Here is a 20,395-nt window from a genome sequence, read left to right as displayed (position 1 = left end):
TGTGCGCTTTATACAAGCATTTAGCGCCGGTTTTTCTATTCTGCTTTAACCATTTATTCGTTAAGGCAAACAATATGAAAATCACCGGTCAGGCAGTATCTGTTACAGAACTCATTAAAGATATATCAGAAAAGTTCGGAAACGGCGGGATCAGTCGTTTTATCTCGGGTGTGCAGAATTCATCGGAGCAGCAATTCTGCTGCACAAAAGAGCAGGCTGAGATTTTCAGGATAACGGATTTTGCCGCACTCGGGAGTCTGTTCAGGGAAGATATTGTGAGCATGGATATGAATATGGATATGACTCCGTTTAAAAATATCTCAGACGAAATTAATACCCTCCGGAAGAGCCAATCCTCTTTCTCACGTTTCTGCAAAGGTCGTGCTCTGGATAAAATTCAGGAAAAATGCACAAATATTATTGTCATGGCTGAATACTTCAGTCGTCTGCCTGAGTTACACAGCGATACCACATTGCCTGATTCAGTGAGGTACAGCGCCGGGGATGTCCCGAAAGCGTATTCTGACATTCCGCAGGAATATAAGAATATCGGGAAGCAGTCATCTGAGGACGGGGGTAATACAAAAAAAATGGTTCCGCCGGGAAATCGTGCCCCCGAAATCGATCCTAATGATATGGACAAATTACCTAAAGCGAAGATAACCATCGGTGAGATTGATCTTACCGGGCTGAAGCAGTTATATGACAACAATCCGGACTAACCGCCCAGTTTTGTCACAATCACCCCGGCCACAATAATACAGGCGGCCAGAATCCGGGTGGGTGTCAGCTTTTCTTTCAGGAAATACGCGGAGAGCAGCAGTGCGAACAGCACGCTGGTCTCCCGTAACGCTGCGACAATCATAATCGGCGCTTGTCCCATCGCCCATATCACAATGCCGTAGCTGAAGATTTGCAGGATGCCGCCGGTCAGCCCGGGCTTGCTGTAGCGCAGAAAATCACGGGTGAAATGGTGGCGGTAACGGGCAAAACCCATCACGACCATCACCAGCCCGTTCAGGGCGAACAACCAGAAAATATAAGTCAGTGAGTCTGTACTGCTGCGGGCACCGAAGCCGTCGGAGAGTGTGTAACAGGCGGTAAAAAAGGCGGTGATCACCGCATAGATCAGCCCGCTGCGGGCATGTCCGGACGTCCGGTGTTTCAGTGCGGGAAGGATAACCCCGGTGATAATCAGCAGAATACCGGCTAAAGAGAGCCACGGCAGATGCTCACCAAACAGAAGTACCGCAAAAAGGGTAGTCAGCAGCGGGGCACAACCCCGGGAAACCGGGTAAATCTGGCTGAGATCGCCCCTTGAATACGCTTTGCTCAGGAAGATGACATAACCGATGTGAAACAGGGCAGACAGCAGCAGCCATTTTACCGCTGCCGCATCCGGCAGACCGAGCCAGAGCAGGGCGGGAACAGAGACCACGCCGGACCAGATGGTCATCACCGCGATACCCAGAAAGCGATCCTGACCAAATTTAATCACCGCATTCCAGGATGCATGAAAAAAGGCAGCAAACAGTACAGCAATAAACAGCGTGGCGGACATGGGATAACCTGTTTTATTCAGTGAGCGGTGGTAACGACAGCAGAATATCCGCCGGTATGAGGGATCATACGATACACGTCACAAAAACTAAAATGTTAATATAACGTTAATTTATGGGTGTTTATCAGGAAATTCTGTGATGTAAACCCCCATTAATCAGAAATTACCGAGTTATTATTGCTGAATAATCTGCTTTTTTCGAGTTAATTGTTTGCATATTATTAACGCCGACAGTCTTAAAGGAGTTAACCCATGACCGCAATTATCCGACAGTTCTTAAAACTCGAAGCCGCAGGCGGCATACTGCTCATTATCGCCGCATTGATTGCGCTGGTAATGGCAAATACGCCGCTGTCTGCGCTGTATCAGTCGTTTCTTGATATTCCTGTTGCTGTAAAATTTGCGGCACTGGAAATTGATAAGCCCTTGTTATTATGGATTAATGACGCCCTGATGGCGATATTTTTCCTGGTCGTCGGGCTGGAAGTGAAAAGAGAGCTGATGACCGGTTCTCTGGCCGGGCGCGATAAAGCGATGTTTCCGGCGATTGCCGCACTCGGCGGTATGATAGCCCCGGCGCTGGTCTATCTGCTGTTTAACGGCGGGGATGCCGCTGCTGCACAGGGCTGGGCGATTCCGGCTGCAACCGATATTGCCTTTGCCCTCGGCGTGATGGCGCTGCTGGGCAAACGCGTGCCGACGGAGCTGAAAGTCTTTCTGCTGGCGCTGGCGATTATTGATGACCTCGGGGTTATCGTCATTATCGCGCTGTTTTACACCAAAACCGTTTCACTGACCGCACTGCTGCTGGCGGCACTGATGGTGGTGGTACTGTGTGTGATGAACCTGCGTAACGTCAGCAATACCGCCGCGTATATGATTGCCGGGCTGATATTGTGGGTGTGTATTCTGAAATCCGGTGTACACGCAACCCTGGCCGGGGTGATCGTCGGGTTCCTGATCCCGCTGCGCAGCAAAGATGGTGAGCACTCACCGTCAGAGGAGCTGGAACACGTATTGCATCCGTGGGTGGCGTTTCTGATCCTGCCGCTGTTTGCCTTTGCCAATGCGGGTGTCAGTGTTCAGGGTATTTCTTTTGATGCACTGATGGGCACACTGCCGCTGGGGATCCTGCTCGGCCTGTTTATCGGGAAACCGCTGGGGATTTTCACCGCATGTCTGATTTCGGTAAAACTGGGCTTTGCAAAATTGCCGGAGAGGATTACTCTTAATCAGATATTTGCTGTATCGGTGTTATGCGGGATCGGTTTTACAATGTCTATCTTTATCGCGGGACTGGCATTTACCGGGCTTCCGGAAGCATTTAACACCTACTCTAAGCTGGGAATTCTGATTGGTTCCACCATGGCGGCAGTCACCGGGTTGTTCCTGCTCCATTCCGTGTTACCGAAGAAAACAGTCCGGCAGTAATCCGCTGTTCACCGGCCTCCCCGGCCGGTGAATACAACAGAATTTCCGAGTTAACCATCAAAAAAAGATAAGGCATGTACCGGGAAAAACTATGCGAGCCTCCCATTTAAACTACAATCACCTCTATTATTTCTGGCACGTCTGCAAAGAAGGGTCGGTGGTGGGGGCGGCAGAAGCACTCTATCTGACCCCGCAAACCATTACCGGTCAAATCAAGGCGCTGGAAGAGCGTCTGGACGGTAAGCTGTTCAAACGTCAGGGACGCGGCCTGGTGCCATCAGAGCTGGGTCAGCTGGTGTTCCGCTATGCGGACAAAATGTTTATGCTGAGCCAGGAGATGCTGGATATTGTCACTTACAGCCGCGAATCCAATCTGTTGTTTGATGTCGGGGTCGCGGACGCACTGTCAAAACGCCTGGTCAGTAAAGTGCTGGAAACGGCGGTGATGGAGCATGAGCAAATTCACCTGCGCTGTTTTGAATCCACGCACGAAATGCTGCTGGAGCAGCTCAGTCAGCATAAACTGGATATGATCCTTTCAGACTGCCCGGTGGATTCGACCCAGCAGGAAGGGCTGTTCTCCGTGAAACTCGGGGAGTGCAGTATGAGTTTCTACTGTCGTCAGCCCGCGCCGCAGAAGCCGTTTCCGGAATGTCTGGAAGAGCGCCGTCTGCTGGTTCCCGGCCGCCGTTCAATGCTCGGTCGTCAGTTACTGACCTGGATCCGCAATAAAAACCTGGAAGTGGAAATTCTGGGTGAGTTTGATGATGCGGCACTGATGAAAGCATTCGGGATGTATCACAATGCGATTTTTGTGGCGCCGTCACTCTACAGCAAAGGTATCTTTGCGGACAGTGATGTTGTCGAACTGGGAACAGTGGATACCATCAAAGAAGAGTATTATGTGATTTTTGCCGAGCGTATGATCCAGCATCCGGCGGTTCAGCGGGTGTGTAACAAGGATTTCTCTGCATTGTTCAGCGGTTCGCAGTCGTCTGCGGATATCGGTTTGCCGGACTGAGGCGAAAAAAGGACATAAAAAAACCGGCATCAGCCGGTTTTTTTATGTCTGCACAATCAGATTACATTGCTTTGATCTGAGCAGCCAGGTTCGCCTTATGACGGGCAGCCTTGTTCTTATGGATCAGGCCTTTAGCAGCGTGACGATCCACAAGTGGTTGCATGTCATTAAATGCGTTCTGAGCAGCTTCTTTGTCGCCGGCAGCGATAGCAGCGTAAACCTTCTTGATAAAGGTGCGCACCATAGAACGACGGCTAGCATTGTGCTGGCGACGTTTTTCAGACTGAATGGCGCGTTTCTTAGCTGATTTGATATTAGCCAAGGTCCAACTCCCAAATATATTCTTCGAGGACAATACAAAGGTGGAGGAATATGCCTGCTCCGCTTTATTTTGTCAATGGATTTGTGCAAATATGCGTCGTTGTACAGCGACGCAAATGTACGTTGTGATGGGCGGGGATTTTATCAGTTTACGCAGCGGGAATACAGCCCTTACACGGAAAAAAGTCACCGGAATGGTAAGATTCTGACGAAAAAAATGATTTTTCACTTTCCGCAGAAGGGGATGCTCCGTTTTTTGTACAGAGAATTCGCGATTCAGCCGCATTAGTGGGTTAACCTGACGCGGCGGACAAGGTATAATCGGACTAATTTTGACTGTATTGAGCCGGCTATGGAGCTAATTCGCGGTACTCACAATATTCGTGCGCGTCACCATGGTTGCGTGCTGACTATCGGTAATTTTGATGGCGTTCATCGCGGACATCAGGCATTACTGTCACATCTGGCGCAGGAAGGAAAACGTCTGGGGCTGCCGTCGGTCGTCATGATCTTCGAGCCGCAGCCGCTGGAATTTTTTGCCCCGGATAAAGCGCCGGCACGCCTGACCCGGCTGCGCGATAAGGTAAAATATCTTGCGCAGTACGGTGCGGACTACTTATTGTGTGTTAAATTCAGTAAACAATTTGCATCGCTGACACCGGATGCCTTTATCTCACACCTGCTGGTTGAACAGCTGGGGGTGAAGTTTCTGGTGGTCGGGGATGATTTTCGTTTCGGAAAAAATCGTCAGGGCGATTTTCACGGGCTGTGTGAAGCGGGGAAACAGTATGGTTTCACGGTTCGCAGCACGGAAAGTTTTTGTGATAACGGCAAACGGATCAGCAGCACGGTCATCCGCCGCGCGCTGGAAAACGACGATCTGGCGCAGGCTGAGGCGCTGCTCGGGCACCCTTACCGCATCAGCGGGCGCGTGGTGCACGGCAACGAACTCGGGCGCACCATCGGTTTCCCGACTGCCAATATCCCCCTGAAACGTCTGGCGGCACCGGTACACGGTGTGTACGCTGTGGACGTTTACGGCCTCGGGCCGCATCCGCTGCCGGGTGTGGCTAATATCGGCTCCCGCCCGACGGTACAGGGTAAGAGCCAGCAACTGGAAGTTCATCTGATTGATGTGTCTATGGATTTATACGGGCAGCATCCGGATGTGGTACTGCGCAAGAAATTGCGAAATGAACAGCGGTTTGCCTCGCTCGATGAGCTGAAAGCGCAAATCGCGCGGGATGAGATTGCGGCAAGGGAATTTTTACAATCCAACCCCTCGTTATGTGTTTAACGGAATAATATTGGAACTGAGAATCGAATGAGTGACTATAAAAATACCCTGAATCTCCCGGAGACAGGGTTCCCTATGCGCGGGGACTTAGCAAAGCGCGAACCTGATATGCTGAAACGCTGGTACAAAGAAGGTCTGTACCAGGCGATCCGTAAAGCCAAAACCGGTAAAAAAACCTTTATCCTGCATGATGGTCCTCCGTATGCAAACGGCAGCATTCACATTGGTCACTCAGTCAATAAAATTCTCAAAGATATTATTATTAAATCCAAAGGCATGGCCGGTTTCGACTCCCCGTATATTCCGGGCTGGGACTGCCACGGCTTACCGATTGAACACAAAGTTGAACAGGTGATTGGCAAGCCGGGTGACAAAGTCACGCCGGCTGAGTTCCGTGCCGCCTGCCGTGAATACGCAAAAGAGCAGATTGAAGGCCAGAAGGAAGACTTTATCCGTCTGGGCGTGCTGGGTGAGTGGGATCATCCGTACCTGACCATGGACTTCAAAACTGAAGCGCACATTATCCGCGCACTGGCAAAAGTGATTGCCAACGGCCATCTGGTCAAAGGGGCGAAACCGGTTCACTGGTGTACCTCCTGTGCCTCTTCCCTGGCGGAAGCGGAAGTGGAATATTACGACAAAACCTCTCCGTCCATTGACGTGCGCTTCACTGCTGTTGATGCGGATGCGGTTTACAGCAAATTCGGCGTGAAAAATGACGGGCTGCCGGTTTCTCTGGTTATCTGGACCACCACGCCGTGGACCTTACCGGCAAACCGCGCAATTTCCCTGAATCCGGAATTTGATTATCAGTTAGTCCGTGTAAACGACGAGCGCCTGATTCTGGCCGCTGATCTGGTGGAAAGCGTGATGAAACGTGCCGGTATCACCAGTTGGACTGTTGAAGCAGACTGCAAAGGCAGCGACCTGGAATTGCTGCGTTTTAATCATCCGTTTATGGGCTTTGATGTTCCGGCTATCCTCGGCGATCACGTCACCCTGGATGCAGGTACCGGTGCTGTGCATACCGCCCCGGGCCACGGCCCGGACGACTATGTAATCGGTCAGAAATACGGCCTGGAAACCGCCAACCCGGTCGGCCCGAACGGCTGTTATGTCAGCGGCACCTATCCGTCACTGGACGGCGTGTTTGTGCTGAAAGCCAATGACATCATTCTGGAACTGCTGAAAGAGAAAGGCGCGCTGCTGCACAGCGAAAATATCTCGCACAGCTATCCGTGTTGCTGGCGTCACAAAACGCCGGTCATCTTCCGTGCCACGCCGCAGTGGTTTATCGGCATGGACGTGAACGGTCTGCGTCCGCAGTCTCTGAATGAAATCAAAGGCGTGAAGTGGATCCCTGGCTGGGGCGAAGCGCGTATCACCTCGATGGTGGAAAACCGTCCGGACTGGTGTATCTCCCGTCAGCGTACCTGGGGCACGCCGATGTCTCTGTTTGTCCATAAAGAGACCCAGGAACTGCACCCGCGCACGCTGGAACTGATGGAAGCGGTTGCCAAACGTGTGGAAGAGCACGGTATTCAGGCATGGTGGGATCTCGACCCGCGTGACCTGCTGGGTGATGATGCCGATATCTATGAAAAAGTGCCGGATACCCTGGATGTCTGGTTTGACTCCGGATCCACCCATTTTGCTGTTGTCGATGCCCGCCCTGAGTTCCATGGCAATTCTGCGGACATGTATCTGGAAGGTTCTGACCAGCACCGCGGCTGGTTTATGTCCTCACTGATGCTGTCTACCGCGATGAAAGGCAAAGCGCCTTACCGCGAAGTACTGACTCACGGCTTCACCGTCGATGGTCAGGGACGCAAAATGTCCAAATCGCTGGGCAACACCATCAGCCCGCAGGATGTAATGAACAAACTCGGCGCGGATATCCTGCGTCTGTGGGTTGCTTCTACTGACTACTCCGGTGAAATCGCCGTTTCGGATGAAATCCTGAAACGCTCTGCGGATTCTTACCGCCGTATCCGTAACACCGCGCGCTTCCTGCTGGCAAACCTCAATGGTTTCAATCCGGAAACTGATATGGTGAAACCGGAAGAGATGATTGTGGCAGACCGCTGGGCTGTCGGTCGTGCGCTGGCGGCACAGACTGATATTCTGAAATCGTATGAAGCCTATGATTTCCATGAAGTGGTACAGCGTCTGATGCAGTTCTGCTCGGTGGAAATGGGCTCTTTCTACCTGGATATCATCAAAGATCGTCAGTACACCGCGAAAAGCGATGGCCTGGCGCGCCGCAGCTGTCAGACCGCACTGTTCCATATCGCGGAAGCACTGGTTCGCTGGATGGCACCGATCATGTCCTTCACCGCCGATGAAATCTGGAATGTGATGCCGGGCAAACGTCCGCAGTACGTCTTCACTGAAGAGTGGTATGACGGCCTGTTCGGGCTGAATGCACAGGACAGCATGAACGATGATTACTGGGCAACGCTGCTGGCGGTGCGTGGTGAAGTCAACAAAGTGCTGGAGCAGGCACGTGCTGATAAACAGATTGGCGGCTCGCTGGAAGCAGCGGTGACCCTGTATGCGGATGATGCCCTGGCGGCACAGCTGAACAGCCTGGGTAATGAACTGCGTTTCGTGCTGCTGACCTCTCAGGCAGATGTGAAACCGCTGTCTGCGGCACCGGAAAGTGCGGTAAACAGTGAGCTGGACGGCCTGCGCATCGGCTTCGGCAAAGCGGAAGGCAGTAAGTGTCCGCGTTGCTGGCATTATGCGACCGATATCGGTCAGGACAGTGAATATCCTGAACTGTGCGGCCGCTGTGTGACAAACGTAGCCGGAAACGGTGAAGAACGTAAGTTTGCCTGATAAATGAAAAAACCACTGTGTTCGACCGGATTGCGCTGGCTGTGGCTGGCGGTCCTGGTACTGGTACTGGATGCGATTTCAAAGCAGCTGATTTTAGCCAATTACGGGCTGCATGAATCCACATCACTGATACCGTACTTTAATCTGACCTATGTGCGGAATTACGGTGCCGCATTCAGCTTCCTCGCATCTCAGGGCGGCTGGCAGCGCTGGTTCTTCACAGCGGTGGCTATCGGTATCTCCGTGACATTATTAGTGATGATGTACCGCACCAGTGCGCGTAATAAACTCAGTAATATTGCCTATGCACTGATTATCGGCGGGGCGCTCGGCAACCTGCTTGATCGCCTGATGCACGGCTTTGTGGTGGATTACATCGACTTTTATGTCGGTGACTGGCACTGGCCGACGTTCAACCTGGCGGACAGCTGGATCATCATCGGGGCGGGGCTTATCATCATAGAAAGCTTTATCCCTGACGGTAAGAAAAGCGACAAACCAGAGAATAAGACATCATCAGACTGATGACCCGAATATCCGCCGCGAGGCGGATATTTTTTATCTGATACAGAGAGTAATAATCATATGCAGGTTGCAGAACATCACAGCGTATTACTGGATTACACCTTAACACTGTCTGACGGCTCGGTAGCAGATTCCACAGAGGCGCAGGGCAAACCGGCACTGTTCCGTCTCGGTGACGGCAGTTTGTCTGACGCACTGGAGCAGCAATTACTGGGCTTATCCGCCGGGGATAAAAAAACCTTCACACTGCCCGGTGAAGCGGTATTCGGCAAGCCGAGCCCGGATCTGATTCAGTTTTTCTCCGCCGCTGATTTCCTGGAAGCCGGCCTGCCGGAAACCGGTACGATCATGCTGTTTACCGCCATGAACGGCAGTGAAATGCCGGGAATTATCAAATCCGTTACCGAAGATTCTGTCGAGGTGGATTTCAATCATCCGCTGTGCGGACAGGATGTGACGTTTGATATCAGTGTCCGTGACGTCACCGCATAATAAACAGAGCAATAATTAGCATTACGGTCCGGGGGACGGCTCTGGTATAGTAGCGCGCAAATGTTGAATGTTTGTTTTACTGCCCGTCCGGGCGATGGTTTGGAGGCTGAACGTGCGTATTTTACTGGCTAACCCGCGGGGGTTCTGTGCAGGTGTTGACCGGGCAATCAGTATTGTGGAGCGGGCGCTGGCGTTATACGGCGCGCCTATCTACGTCCGTCATGAAGTCGTGCACAACCGCTATGTGGTCAATGATCTGCGTGAGCGCGGCGCGATTTTTATTGAGGAAATCGCTGAAGTGCCGGATAACGCCATTCTGATCTTCTCCGCCCACGGTGTCTCACAGGCGATCCGTCAGGAAGCGCGTTCCCGCAATCTCACCATGCTGTTTGATGCCACCTGTCCGCTGGTCACCAAAGTGCATATGGAAGTCGCCCGCGCCAGCCGCAAAGGTAAAGAAGCGATTCTGATCGGCCACGCCGGACATCCGGAAGTGGAAGGGACGATGGGGCAGTACAACAACCCGGAAGGCGGCATGTATCTGGTGGAATCCCCGGAAGATGTGTGGAAGCTGAAAGTCAAAGATGAGGAAAACCTCAGCTTTATGACGCAGACCACACTGTCTGTTGATGATACCTCCGAAGTTATTGATGCGTTGAATGCCCGTTTCCCGAAAATTATCGGGCCGCGCAAAGATGATATCTGCTATGCCACCACCAACCGTCAGGAAGCGGTACGGGATCTGGCGGGTCAGGCAGATCTGGTGCTGGTGGTCGGCTCCAAAAACTCATCCAACTCCAACCGGCTGGCGGAACTGGCGCAGCGGGTCGGAAAACCGTCTTATCTGATTGATTCCGCCGATGACATTAATCCTGTCTGGCTTCATGATGTCGAGACTATCGGCCTGACGGCCGGGGCATCTGCGCCGGATGTGCTGGTACAGCAGGTGATCAGCCGCCTTCAGGAACTGGGGGCCGACGAAATCAGTCAGCTCGAGGGGCGTGAGGAAAATATTATCTTTGAAGTCCCGAAAGAGTTACGGGTGGATATCAAAGAAGTCTGATACAGCAAAGCAGAACACCGGTTCTGCTTTTTTTTGTCCGCTGCCCGGCGAATACAGTTTTACTGATAATCGGCGGGCTGTATTGTGATTTTCTGATGATAGCGGCGGGTAACTGGTAATCCGGCCGGACTGCCGTTAATCTGCTGGCATACAGACAGAAAACTGAGGATAACAAATATGGGTAAGTTACGGCTCGCGGTTGCGGGTGCCGGTGGCCGCATGGGACGCCAGCTGATTCAGGCGATTGCACAGAATGATGATGTGGTACTGGGGGCGGCATTTGAGCGCGAAGGTTCCTCACTCACCGGGACCGATGCCGGTGAACTGGCGGGTACCGGGCGCAATGGCGTGATCCTGACGGCAGATCTGAACAGTGAGAAAGACAATTTTGATATCCTGATTGATTTTACCCGTCCGGAAGGTACCCTGACACACTTGGCGTTCTGTACCGCTAACAGCAAGGGAATGATTATCGGCACCACCGGGTTTGATGACGCCGGAAAAACCGCTATTGCACAGGCTGCGCAGCAAATTCCTGTGGTTTTTGCGGCGAATTTCAGTGTTGGTGTCAATCTGGTGCTGAAACTGCTGGAAAAGGCCGCCAAAGTGATGGGCGACTATACCGATATCGAAATTATTGAAGCGCATCACCGCCACAAAGTGGATGCGCCGTCCGGAACAGCGCTGGCGATGGGAGAATCGATTGCCGGGGCGCTGGGGCGTGACCTGAAGGATTGCGCGGTGTACTGCCGTGAAGGCTATACCGGCGAGCGGGAGCGGAATACTATCGGGTTTGCCACTGTGCGTGCCGGGGATATTGTGGGCGAGCACACCGCGATGTTTGCGGATATCGGTGAGCGTGTTGAAATCAGCCACAAGGCTTCAAGCCGGATGACATTTGCAAATGGCGCAGTCAAGGCTGCAGCCTGGCTGAGTGATAAAAACAACGGTTTATTTACCATGAAGGATGTGCTTGATCTGGAAAATTTATAATAAAATGTAAATCACAACAGGTTGATAAGGTGGTAATATTTCTCATTATTACTACCTTAACCTTTGTTTTTTTAAAATTTCGCATCTGACCTCTGCTTGTTGTCATTATCATCGTAATCGATCTCCTTTTTATTGCTGTTTTTGCCTTTCTTATCATTTTTTCCGGTTGTAAGCCTTTTTTTCAGTCATCTCATCAAAAATTCAGTATAAAGCTGACAATGACACGGTTTTATCCCTCTCAGTCCGCCTGTTTTGATCATGATGGGTAAAAAAATATAAAAAAGTCGATTTTCTCTGGACAACTGCCCGTTCGATCTTTAGAATGCGCCGCAATTTGTCAAAATTTGGTTAAATTTCTATTTTGGCATTGCTTTATAGCCCCAAATCTGAATTAATATGCACTAATTGTGATTTATTATTCCTCCGGAGGGTGTTGTGTTTAAGTCAGCAATCCTGGTTCTGCAAGACGGAACCACATTTCACGGACGCGCCATCGGCGCAGAGGGTGCCGTTACCGGCGAAGTCGTTTTTAATACCTCGATGACGGGGTATCAGGAAATTCTCACCGACCCCTCTTATTCCCGCCAGATAGTCACTCTCACTTATCCCCATATTGGTAATACCGGCACGAACAGTGCTGATGAAGAATCCCCGGATGTCTATGCACAAGGCCTCGTTATCCGCGACCTGCCGCTGACCACCAGTAATTTCCGCAGTGAAGAAAGCCTCTCCGAATACCTGAAACGCCGCAACGTTGTGGCTATCGCCGATATTGATACCCGCAAACTGACCCGTTTACTGCGCGAGAAAGGCGCTCAGAACGGCTGTATCATTGCCGGTGAACATCCGGATGCGACACTGGCGCTGAAAAATGCGCAGAGCTTCAGCGGGCTGAACGGACTGGATCTGGCGAAAGAAGTCACCACCGCACAGCCATACAGCTGGACGCAGGGCTCATGGACACTGGACGGCGGTTTACCGGCGGATAAAACAGCGGAAGAACTGCCGTTTCATGTGGTGGCGTATGACTTCGGTGCCAAGCGCAATATTTTGCGCATGCTGGTTGATCGCGGCTGCCGTCTGACCGTCGTCCCGGCACAGACCCCGGCGGAAGCGGTGCTGAAAATGGCCCCGGACGGCATTTTCCTCTCTAATGGCCCGGGTGACCCGGCACCGTGTGATTATGCGATTGAGGCTATCACCCGCTTCCTGGAAACCGATATCCCGCTGTTCGGTATCTGCCTGGGACACCAGTTACTGGCACTCGCCAGCGGTGCAAAGACTATCAAAATGAAATTCGGTCACCATGGCGGCAACCATCCGGTTAAAGACATTGAAAATAATGTGGTGATGATCACCGCGCAGAACCACGGTTTTGCGGTGGATGAGGCGACGCTGCCGGCGACACTGCGCGTCACGCATAAGTCACTGTTTGACGGCACATTGCAGGGTATTCACCGCAATGATAAACCCGCATTCAGTTTCCAGGGTCACCCTGAAGCCAGCCCGGGCCCGCACGATGCCGCCCCGCTGTTCGACCACTTTATTGAACTGATGAAAAACGCCCGTCACTGATCAGGAGCAGAAAAATGGCAAAACGTACAGATATCAGCAGCATCCTGATTTTAGGCGCCGGTCCGATTGTTATCGGCCAGGCCTGTGAATTTGACTACTCCGGCGCCCAGGCGTGTAAAGCCCTGCGCGAAGAGGGTTACCGCGTTATCCTCGTCAACTCCAACCCGGCAACCATTATGACCGACCCGGAAATGGCGGATGCGACTTACATCGAGCCGATTCACTGGGAAGTGGTGCGCAAAATCATCGAAAAAGAGCGTCCTGACGCCGTTCTGCCGACCATGGGCGGACAAACCGCGCTGAACTGTGCGCTGGATCTGGAACGTCACGGTGTGCTGGCAGAGTTCGGTGTCGAAATGATTGGTGCGACAGCGGATGCGATTGATAAAGCAGAAGATCGCCGCCGTTTTGATATCGCAATGAAAAAAATCGGTCTGGATACGGCGCGTTCCGGTATCGCACATACCATGGAAGAAGCCTTTGCGGTCGCTGATGATGTTGGCTTCCCGTGCATTATCCGCCCGTCATTCACCATGGGCGGCACCGGCGGCGGTATCGCGTATAACCGTGAAGAGTTTGAGGAAATCTGTACCCGCGGCCTGGATCTCTCCCCGACCAACGAACTGCTGATTGATGAATCGCTGATTGGCTGGAAAGAGTACGAAATGGAAGTGGTGCGCGACAAAAAGGATAACTGCATCATTGTCTGTTCCATCGAAAACTTCGATGCCATGGGAATTCACACCGGTGACTCCATTACTGTTGCCCCGGCACAGACCCTGACCGACAAAGAATACCAAATCATGCGGAACGCTTCGATGGCGGTACTGCGTGAAATCGGCGTGGAAACCGGCGGCTCCAACGTACAGTTCTCGGTCAACCCGAAAACCGGCCGCCTGATTGTTATCGAGATGAACCCGCGTGTGTCGCGCTCTTCCGCGCTGGCCTCGAAAGCGACAGGGTTCCCGATTGCCAAAATCGCCGCCAAACTGGCGGTGGGTTATACCCTGGATGAACTGTCAAACGACATCACCGGCGGCCTGACACCGGCCTCTTTTGAGCCGTCCATCGACTATGTTGTGACAAAAATCCCGCGCTTTAACTTTGAAAAATTCGCCGGTACCAATGATCGCCTGACCACACAGATGAAATCTGTCGGTGAAGTGATGGCTATCGGCCGCACTCAGCAGGAATCCCTGCAAAAAGCCCTGCGCGGCCTGGAAGTAGGCGCAACCGGTTTTGACCCGAAAGTCAATTTGGATGACCCGGATGCACTGACCCGTATCCGCCGTGAACTGAAAGAAGCGGGCGGCGAGCGGATCTGGTATATCGCGGATGCATTCCGCGCCGGGCTGTCAGTTGATGGTGTATTTAACCTGACCAACGTTGACCGCTGGTTCCTGGTGCAGATTGAAGAACTGGTGCGTCTGGAAGAGCAGGTGGCAGATGTCGGGATTAACGGCCTGACCCCGGAATTCCTGCGTCATCTGAAACGCAAAGGTTTTGCGGATGCGCGGCTGGCAAAACTGGTCGGCGTGGCGGAAGCTGAAATCCGCAAACTGCGCGACAGCTACCAGTTGTGGCCGGTATACAAGCGCGTGGATACCTGTGCGGCAGAATTTGCCACCGACACCGCCTATCTCTACTCCACCTATGAAGAAGAGTGTGAGGCGCAGCCGAACAACGATAAACCGAAAATTATGGTGCTCGGCGGCGGGCCGAACCGTATCGGCCAGGGCATTGAATTTGACTACTGCTGTGTGCATGCGGCGATGGCGCTGCGTGAAGACGGCTACGAAACCATCATGGTTAACTGCAACCCGGAAACCGTTTCCACGGACTACGATACCTCTGACCGCCTCTATTTCGAACCGGTGACACTGGAAGATGTGCTGGAAATCGTGCGTGTCGAAAAACCGGCGGGGGTGATTGTCCAGTACGGCGGGCAGACGCCGCTGAAACTGGCGCGCAGCCTGGAAGCGGCCGGTGTGCCGGTTATCGGAACCAGCCCCGATGCGATTGACCGCGCGGAAGACCGCGAACGTTTCCAGCAGGCAGTCGTTCGCCTCGGCCTGAAACAACCGGCAAACGCCACTGTCTCTAATATTGAGCAGGCGGTTGAACGGGCAAAAGAGATTGGTTATCCGCTGGTGGTGCGTCCTTCTTATGTACTGGGCGGGCGCGCGATGGAAATCGTCTACGACGAAACCGACCTGCGCCGTTACTTCCAGAATGCGGTCAGTGTCTCCAATGACGCACCGGTGCTGCTCGACCGCTTCCTCGATGATGCGATTGAGGTGGATGTTGATGCTATCTGCGACGGCGAACAGGTGCTGATTGGCGGCATTATGGAGCACATCGAACAGGCAGGGGTTCACTCCGGCGATTCAGCCTGCTCGTTACCGGCTTACACGCTGAGTCAGGAAATCCAGGATGTGATGCGCGACCAGGTGAGAAAACTGGCGATGGAACTGCGCGTACGCGGCCTGATGAACACCCAGTTTGCGGTTAAAGACAACGAAGTGTATCTGATTGAAGTCAACCCGCGTGCGGCGCGTACCGTGCCGTTTGTCTCCAAAGCGACCGGGGTGCCGCTGGCGAAAGTGGCAGCGCGTGTGATGGCCGGACAGACCCTGGCGCAGCAGGGTGTGACAAAAGAAGTTATCCCGCCGTACTACTCGGTGAAAGAAGTGGTGCTGCCGTTCAACAAATTCCCGGGCGTTGACCCGATTTTAGGGCCGGAAATGCGTTCAACCGGGGAAGTGATGGGCGTGGGACGCACCTTTGCGGAAGCCTTTGCCAAAGCCATGCTCGGCAGTTCTTCCTCACTGAAGAAAAAAGGCCGTGCGCTGCTCTCTGTCCGTGAAGGGGATAAAGGGCGGGTGGTGGATCTGGCGGCAAAACTGCTGAAACAGGGTTTTGAGCTGGATGCGACACACGGTACTGCGATTGTGCTGGGTGAGGCCGGTATTAACCCGCGTCTGGTGAATAAGGTACATGAAGGCCGTCCGCATATTCAGGACAGAATTAAAAACGGCGAATACGATTACATTGTGAATACCACCGCCGGACGTCAGGCGATTGAGGATTCCAAAGTGATCCGCCGCAGTGCCCTGCAATATAAAGTGCATTACGACACCACCATGAACGGCGGCTTTGCCACTACACTGTCTCTGAATATGGATCCGACAGAGAGAGTGATTTCAGTACAGGAAATGCACAGCCTGATTACTGATAAATAAGGTGATTAATTAATATAAAAAATCCGCTGCGGCGGATTTTTTTATTATACGTATAAGTGAATATTGATAATAAATTCAATAAGAATGATATCTTAATTATGTTTTTTGCTTTTTTTTGTGTTTACTTTTTGTTTATTCTTTTTTCTGGTGGTTATCAGTATATTTTCGGCAGATTAAATTTTTAACGGATATCAGGATAACCTTATGAAAAAAAGTATATTAGCTTTAATTATCTCACCTTTATTTATTCATACCGCTAATGCAGCGCGTACGGATGTTGTACCTCTTCCGCTTGCAAAGGAAATTGGTGCACCGCTGTTCCATTTCTCGGCTGATAAAGCGGAGGGTGATCGTGAGGTCGGGATCTCTGAATTAGAGCAGGTAACTAAGGGTATCGGAACGCACCTCTCTGAAGCCTATGAATATATTGATGATGTCAGAAAAGACAGTGAAACGAGAGACACTGTTTTAGAGAAAAAAATAACGCATACCCATCAGGTGGCAACAAGTACTCAAAAATTGGTTGATACATTTATCGATGACGCAGGAAAAAAAATAGTCCCTGAACATATTAACCGTATGTTACCGGATGCAATTAAAAGCGAATTGTCACCGCTGGAAGAACGGACTGAGTTTTTAGAAAATAAAACGCAGGCGATGGATGCTCAGTTGGATATCACAGCCAGAAAAGCGGAGCATAACAATACACTTATCGGTACCCTTCCTGAGCAGATTAATCGTATCTTACCGGACGCGATTAAAAGCGAACTGTCACCGCTGGAAGCACGGACTGAAGTTTTAGAGAATAAAACAGAAGAGATAAATACAAAAACAAATAGCATGACTATGTTATTCAACGAAATTCCTGTTCTGATAAAACAGGAATTTGAGACTCATCAGAGTGATGTTGATACGCAGATTGAACAGCTTAGAAATATATCTCATTTTAATGATATAAATATTCATGAAGAAAAAAGAAATGCAGCGTCAACAAAAGTCGTCACTCAGGCATTACTCGGTGCAACAGAAGACCTGGAAACTGACGTTGATAAGCTGAAAAATAAAGTCCGGGCAGTGGAACTGCAGGCCAGTTTTGCAAAACATTCGGCGTATACCAGTGAGAAAGATATTCGCGAAAACAAGAATCAACTTGGCGTACAGTCCCGGGATATCGCAAAAAACAAAAAATTACTCGAATCAGCTAAAGTGGTGACCTCCGCTATCACCGATGCCACGTTAGCACTGGAAGCGGATGTGGCGAAGATGGATACCCGTATCAGCAACGCATCAAAAAAAGCCGGTACGGCCACAAATATTGCTAATCAAAACACACGGCATATTGCTGAGCAGAAAGTGAAAGTTGAGAAAAACACGCTGGATATCCTGAAAAACCGCCAGGATCTTCGTGCGTTAGAAAATGATCTGCGTGAGACCAATGAGCGTCTTGATAACGGCCTGGCGGCCAGCGCGGCACTGAATGGTTTATTCCAGCCGTACGGTGTCGGCAAACTGAATATCACTGCGGCTGTGGGCGGATATCAATCCACTCAGGCAGTCGCAGTGGGAACCGGTTACCGGTTCAACGAGAACATCGCCGTGAAGACCGGTATGGCATACACCGGTTCGAACGATGTGATGTACAACATGGCGGTTAACCTTGAATGGTAACGCTGTGTTATTGTGACTGAAAGGTCATGTTTCATATACTCCTCCTTTCATATTGACGTTTGAATTTATTTTTAATAAATAGTGAATTAATTATATTAATGACAGTAAGACTGAAATTCAGATAATTAATCCTGCTATATTTGCCATGCTTTGGGAAATACATATTGCGTTCGTGTATTTCCCCTTTTTTATTTTTTCCGTGTGTTTGTTTCCCATGTGATTATTAAAGAATAGTTGTTTTCGGAATGGTAATTCATAGCATGGTTATTTTCTGAATGATTATCAGATAAATAAAAACCACCTGTATAATTTATACAGATGGCTTTCAGACAGTCACTAACTTAATTAAATTCTTTTGGATCCGGCCCTAAGCGGGTACCTGAATCGAGAGACTGAATCTGTGAGAGTTCTTCTTTCTCCAGACGGAAATCAAAGACATCAAAGTTTTCCTGAATCCGCGAAGGGGTGACTGATTTTGGTATCACAATCAATCCACGATCCAGATGCCAGCGAATCACTATCTGTGCCGGGGTTTTCTGATATTTTGCCGCTAATGCCTGAATGATATCAGTATCAAAAACACCTTCACCCCCCTGTGCCAGCGGGCTCCAGGATTCAGTGTGAATAGAATGGGTCGCATTCCAGGCCTGAAGCTCGCGCTGTTGCAGCAGCGGGTGAAGTTCAATCTGATTGAGTACCGGTGCCACGCCGGTTTTGTGGATAATGCGCTGCAAATGACCGATATCAAAATTACAGACGCCGATACTGCGGGTCAGTCCGGATTTCTGTAATTCAATCAGCTGCTCCCAGGCGGAAACATAATGATCTTCTGCCGGTGCAGGCCAGTGGATAAGATACAGATCCACATAATCGAGCTGTAACTTTTTCAGACTATCTTCCAGCGCTTTACCGGCGTGCTGCTGGTCGCTGTTCCACAGTTTGGTGGTAATAAACAACTCGTCGCGGGGAACGGTGGTTGCTTTCAGTGCTTCACCGACACCTTCCTCGTTCTGATAAATCGCGGCAGTATCAATCAGCCGGTAGCCGGTTTCCAGTGCGGTCTGCACCGCAGCACCAACCACATCATTCCCGGCTTTCCAGACACCCAGCCCCAGTTGCGGCATGAAGTGTCCGTCAGATAAGGTAACTAATGCAGGTTTGTTCATGTGGCCTCCAATCAGTGTTTATGGTGTATCAGACGGCAGCCCGGTAGATCCGTTCACTGACTTCCGGCGTGATGTCCTGGTGTTCACCGAGAGCAGTCTGACCGTGTTCAGTGAGCTTGGCAACCAGTTTGGGAATGCCGCTGTCATCAATCTGATAATCAGAAAAACGGGTTTTCACACCCAGCTCTTCAAAGAAAACGCGGGTTGCTTCAATGGCGCACTCAATCCGGCTCTCTTCCGAACCATCCGTCAGATGCCAGACACGCTCAGCGTACTGTAATAATTTTTCGCGTTTGGTTTTGCGTTTTTCCCGCAGCAGTGCCGGTAAGACAATCGCCAGGGTTTGCGCGTGATCCAACCCGTACAGCGCGGTAATTTCATGGCCCAGTGCGTGGGTTGCCCAATCCTGCGGCACACCGGCACCAATCAGCCCGCTCAGTGCCTGGGTGGCAGCCCACATCACATTGGCACGGCTGTCATAATCTTCCGGATTAGCGAGTACTTTCGGGCCTTCCTCAATCAGCGTCAGCAAAATACCCTCTGCAAACCGGTCCTGAATTTTGGCATTCACCGGATACGTCAGATACTGCTCGAGAGTGTGAATAAAGGCATCGACCACACCGTTGGCTGTCTGGCGCGGTGGCAGAGTGTACGTGGTCTGCGGATCAAGAATCGCGCATTTCGGATGCACCAGCGAGTGACCGAATGATTGCTTATCTCCGGTTTCACGGCGGCTGACCACAGAAAAACAGTTGGTTTCAGAGCCGGTAGCCGGCAGTGTCAGCACACAAGCAATCGGCAGCGCACTGCGGATATTGCGGCCTCCGGTGGTGATGATATCCCACGGATCGCCCGGATAATCCACTGCAGCGGCAATAAACTTGGTGCCGTCGATCACGGAGCCGCCGCCGACTGCCAGCAGATAACTGATATCGTGCTCACGGATATACGCGATCGCTTTTACCAGCGTTTCATAGGCCGGGTTCGGCTCGATACCTGAAAACTCATGAACCTCATAGCCATCCAGAGCAGTCAGTACCTGTTCGTAAACACCGTTACGCTTAATACTGCCGCCGCCGTACAGCATCAGTACTTTTGCATCTTTCGGGATTTCACTGCTGAGTTTGGCGATTTGTCCTTTGCCGAAACGGATTTTTGTCGGGGTGAAAAGCGTGAAGTTGTTCATTATTTCTCCGGGT

Annotated in this window: 16 protein-coding genes; 12 read left to right on the top strand and 4 right to left on the bottom strand. The window is 51.3% G+C overall.

Annotated features, from left to right (window positions below; translation table 11 throughout):
* Positions 1-74 precede the first annotated feature (74 nt).
* Entirely contained in the window at positions 75-722 is a 648-nt protein-coding gene (locus ACF8OF_RS03815; RefSeq protein WP_392495768.1) for a hypothetical protein, read from the top strand.
* On the opposite strand, the gene ACF8OF_RS03810 is transcribed toward ACF8OF_RS03815, so the two are convergent.
* A complete protein-coding gene (locus tag ACF8OF_RS03810) occupies positions 719-1,561 on the bottom strand; it encodes a DMT family transporter (protein ID WP_392495766.1) in 843 nt (280 codons plus the stop codon). The genes ACF8OF_RS03815 and ACF8OF_RS03810 overlap by 4 nt on opposite strands.
* Positions 1,562-1,813: 252 nt before the next feature.
* Here ACF8OF_RS03810 and nhaA point away from each other — a divergent pair, with 252 nt between their 5' ends.
* Together nhaA and nhaR are read left to right on the top strand one after the other, a co-directional pair.
* The gene (nhaA, locus tag ACF8OF_RS03805; RefSeq protein WP_262882620.1) at positions 1,814-2,992 is read left to right on the top strand and encodes a Na+/H+ antiporter NhaA; all 1,179 of its coding nucleotides are present in this window, start codon (positions 1,814-1,816) and stop codon (positions 2,990-2,992) included.
* Between the two features lie 91 nt (positions 2,993-3,083).
* A complete protein-coding gene (gene nhaR, locus ACF8OF_RS03800; protein ID WP_392495765.1) occupies positions 3,084-4,013 on the top strand; it encodes a transcriptional activator NhaR in 930 nt (309 codons plus the stop codon).
* Between the two features lie 61 nt (positions 4,014-4,074).
* Here the strand turns inward: nhaR and rpsT are convergent, their stop codons facing one another.
* On the bottom strand, positions 4,075-4,335 hold the full coding sequence (rpsT, locus tag ACF8OF_RS03795; RefSeq protein WP_015422441.1) for a 30S ribosomal protein S20: 261 nt from the start codon (positions 4,333-4,335) through the stop codon (positions 4,075-4,077).
* A 351-nt stretch (positions 4,336-4,686) separates the two neighbouring features.
* On the opposite strand from rpsT, the gene ribF reads away from it, so the two are divergent.
* The 9 genes from ribF to ACF8OF_RS03750 all read left to right on the top strand — a co-directional run bounded on the left by ribF (position 4,687) and on the right by ACF8OF_RS03750 (position 18,030).
* Positions 4,687-5,631, top strand: a complete 945-nt coding sequence (gene ribF, locus ACF8OF_RS03790; protein ID WP_279797398.1) for a bifunctional riboflavin kinase/FAD synthetase — start codon at positions 4,687-4,689, stop codon at positions 5,629-5,631.
* Positions 5,632-5,658: 27 nt separating this feature from the next.
* Complete coding sequence (ileS, locus tag ACF8OF_RS03785) at positions 5,659-8,472, top strand: isoleucine--tRNA ligase (RefSeq protein WP_392495764.1); 2,814 nt, start codon at positions 5,659-5,661, stop codon at positions 8,470-8,472.
* Between the two features lie 3 nt (positions 8,473-8,475).
* On the top strand, positions 8,476-8,997 hold the full coding sequence (gene lspA / locus ACF8OF_RS03780) for a signal peptidase II (protein ID WP_262859001.1): 522 nt from the start codon (positions 8,476-8,478) through the stop codon (positions 8,995-8,997).
* A 60-nt stretch (positions 8,998-9,057) separates the two neighbouring features.
* Positions 9,058-9,489 (top strand): FKBP-type peptidyl-prolyl cis-trans isomerase, encoded by a 432-nt coding sequence (gene fkpB / locus ACF8OF_RS03775; protein ID WP_262882617.1) that lies wholly within the window; start codon positions 9,058-9,060, stop codon positions 9,487-9,489.
* 112 nt (positions 9,490-9,601) lie between these two features.
* Positions 9,602-10,552 carry a 4-hydroxy-3-methylbut-2-enyl diphosphate reductase gene (ispH, locus tag ACF8OF_RS03770; RefSeq protein ID WP_279797393.1) on the top strand — a complete coding sequence of 317 codons (951 nt, stop codon included), beginning with the start codon at positions 9,602-9,604 and terminating at the stop codon, positions 10,550-10,552.
* Positions 10,553-10,729: 177 nt separating this feature from the next.
* Complete coding sequence (gene dapB, locus ACF8OF_RS03765) at positions 10,730-11,545, top strand: 4-hydroxy-tetrahydrodipicolinate reductase (protein WP_392495762.1); 816 nt, start codon at positions 10,730-10,732, stop codon at positions 11,543-11,545.
* A gap of 435 nt (positions 11,546-11,980) precedes the next feature.
* Positions 11,981-13,120, top strand: a complete 1,140-nt coding sequence (gene carA, locus ACF8OF_RS03760) for a glutamine-hydrolyzing carbamoyl-phosphate synthase small subunit (protein WP_392495761.1) — start codon at positions 11,981-11,983, stop codon at positions 13,118-13,120.
* 14 nt (positions 13,121-13,134) lie between these two features.
* Positions 13,135-16,362: a carbamoyl-phosphate synthase large subunit gene (gene carB / locus ACF8OF_RS03755; protein ID WP_392495759.1), complete on the top strand. Its 3,228-nt coding sequence runs from the start codon at positions 13,135-13,137 to the stop codon at positions 16,360-16,362.
* A 204-nt stretch (positions 16,363-16,566) separates the two neighbouring features.
* The gene (locus tag ACF8OF_RS03750) at positions 16,567-18,030 is read left to right on the top strand and encodes a YadA-like family protein (protein ID WP_392495758.1); all 1,464 of its coding nucleotides are present in this window, start codon (positions 16,567-16,569) and stop codon (positions 18,028-18,030) included.
* A gap of 341 nt (positions 18,031-18,371) precedes the next feature.
* Here the strand turns inward: ACF8OF_RS03750 and dkgA are convergent, their stop codons facing one another.
* Positions 18,372-19,196, bottom strand: coding sequence for a 2,5-didehydrogluconate reductase DkgA (gene dkgA / locus ACF8OF_RS03745; RefSeq protein ID WP_392495756.1), 825 nt, complete (start codon positions 19,194-19,196; stop codon positions 18,372-18,374).
* Positions 19,197-19,224: 28 nt separating this feature from the next.
* Entirely contained in the window at positions 19,225-20,382 is a 1,158-nt protein-coding gene (gene yqhD / locus ACF8OF_RS03740; RefSeq protein WP_392495755.1) for an alcohol dehydrogenase, read from the bottom strand.
* Between the last annotated feature and the right edge of the window lie 13 nt (positions 20,383-20,395).

Source organism: Morganella sp. TYF_1, assembly GCF_043105645.1.
Classification (GTDB): domain Bacteria; phylum Pseudomonadota; class Gammaproteobacteria; order Enterobacterales; family Enterobacteriaceae; genus Morganella; species Morganella morganii_B.
Note: the sequence above shows the minus strand (reverse complement) of the source record. Positions and strands in the feature narration are given on the sequence as shown.

Excerpts from the sequence above, each read along its gene's own strand:
- ACF8OF_RS03815 (WP_392495768.1), top strand. The coding sequence starts at position 75 with ATGAAAATCACCGGTCAGGCAGTATCTGTTACAGAACTCATTAAAGAT.
- ACF8OF_RS03810 (WP_392495766.1), bottom strand. The coding sequence starts at position 1,561 with ATGTCCGCCACGCTGTTTATTGCTGTACTGTTTGCTGCCTTTTTTCAT.
- nhaA (WP_262882620.1), top strand. The coding sequence starts at position 1,814 with ATGACCGCAATTATCCGACAGTTCTTAAAACTCGAAGCCGCAGGCGGC.
- nhaR (WP_392495765.1), top strand. The coding sequence starts at position 3,084 with ATGCGAGCCTCCCATTTAAACTACAATCACCTCTATTATTTCTGGCAC.
- ribF (WP_279797398.1), top strand. The coding sequence starts at position 4,687 with ATGGAGCTAATTCGCGGTACTCACAATATTCGTGCGCGTCACCATGGT.
- ileS (WP_392495764.1), top strand. The coding sequence starts at position 5,659 with ATGAGTGACTATAAAAATACCCTGAATCTCCCGGAGACAGGGTTCCCT.
- lspA (WP_262859001.1), top strand. The coding sequence starts at position 8,476 with ATGAAAAAACCACTGTGTTCGACCGGATTGCGCTGGCTGTGGCTGGCG.
- fkpB (WP_262882617.1), top strand. The coding sequence starts at position 9,058 with ATGCAGGTTGCAGAACATCACAGCGTATTACTGGATTACACCTTAACA.
- dapB (WP_392495762.1), top strand. The coding sequence starts at position 10,730 with ATGGGTAAGTTACGGCTCGCGGTTGCGGGTGCCGGTGGCCGCATGGGA.
- carB (WP_392495759.1), top strand. The coding sequence starts at position 13,135 with ATGGCAAAACGTACAGATATCAGCAGCATCCTGATTTTAGGCGCCGGT.
- ACF8OF_RS03750 (WP_392495758.1), top strand. The coding sequence starts at position 16,567 with ATGAAAAAAAGTATATTAGCTTTAATTATCTCACCTTTATTTATTCAT.
- dkgA (WP_392495756.1), bottom strand. The coding sequence starts at position 19,196 with ATGAACAAACCTGCATTAGTTACCTTATCTGACGGACACTTCATGCCG.
- yqhD (WP_392495755.1), bottom strand. The coding sequence starts at position 20,382 with ATGAACAACTTCACGCTTTTCACCCCGACAAAAATCCGTTTCGGCAAA.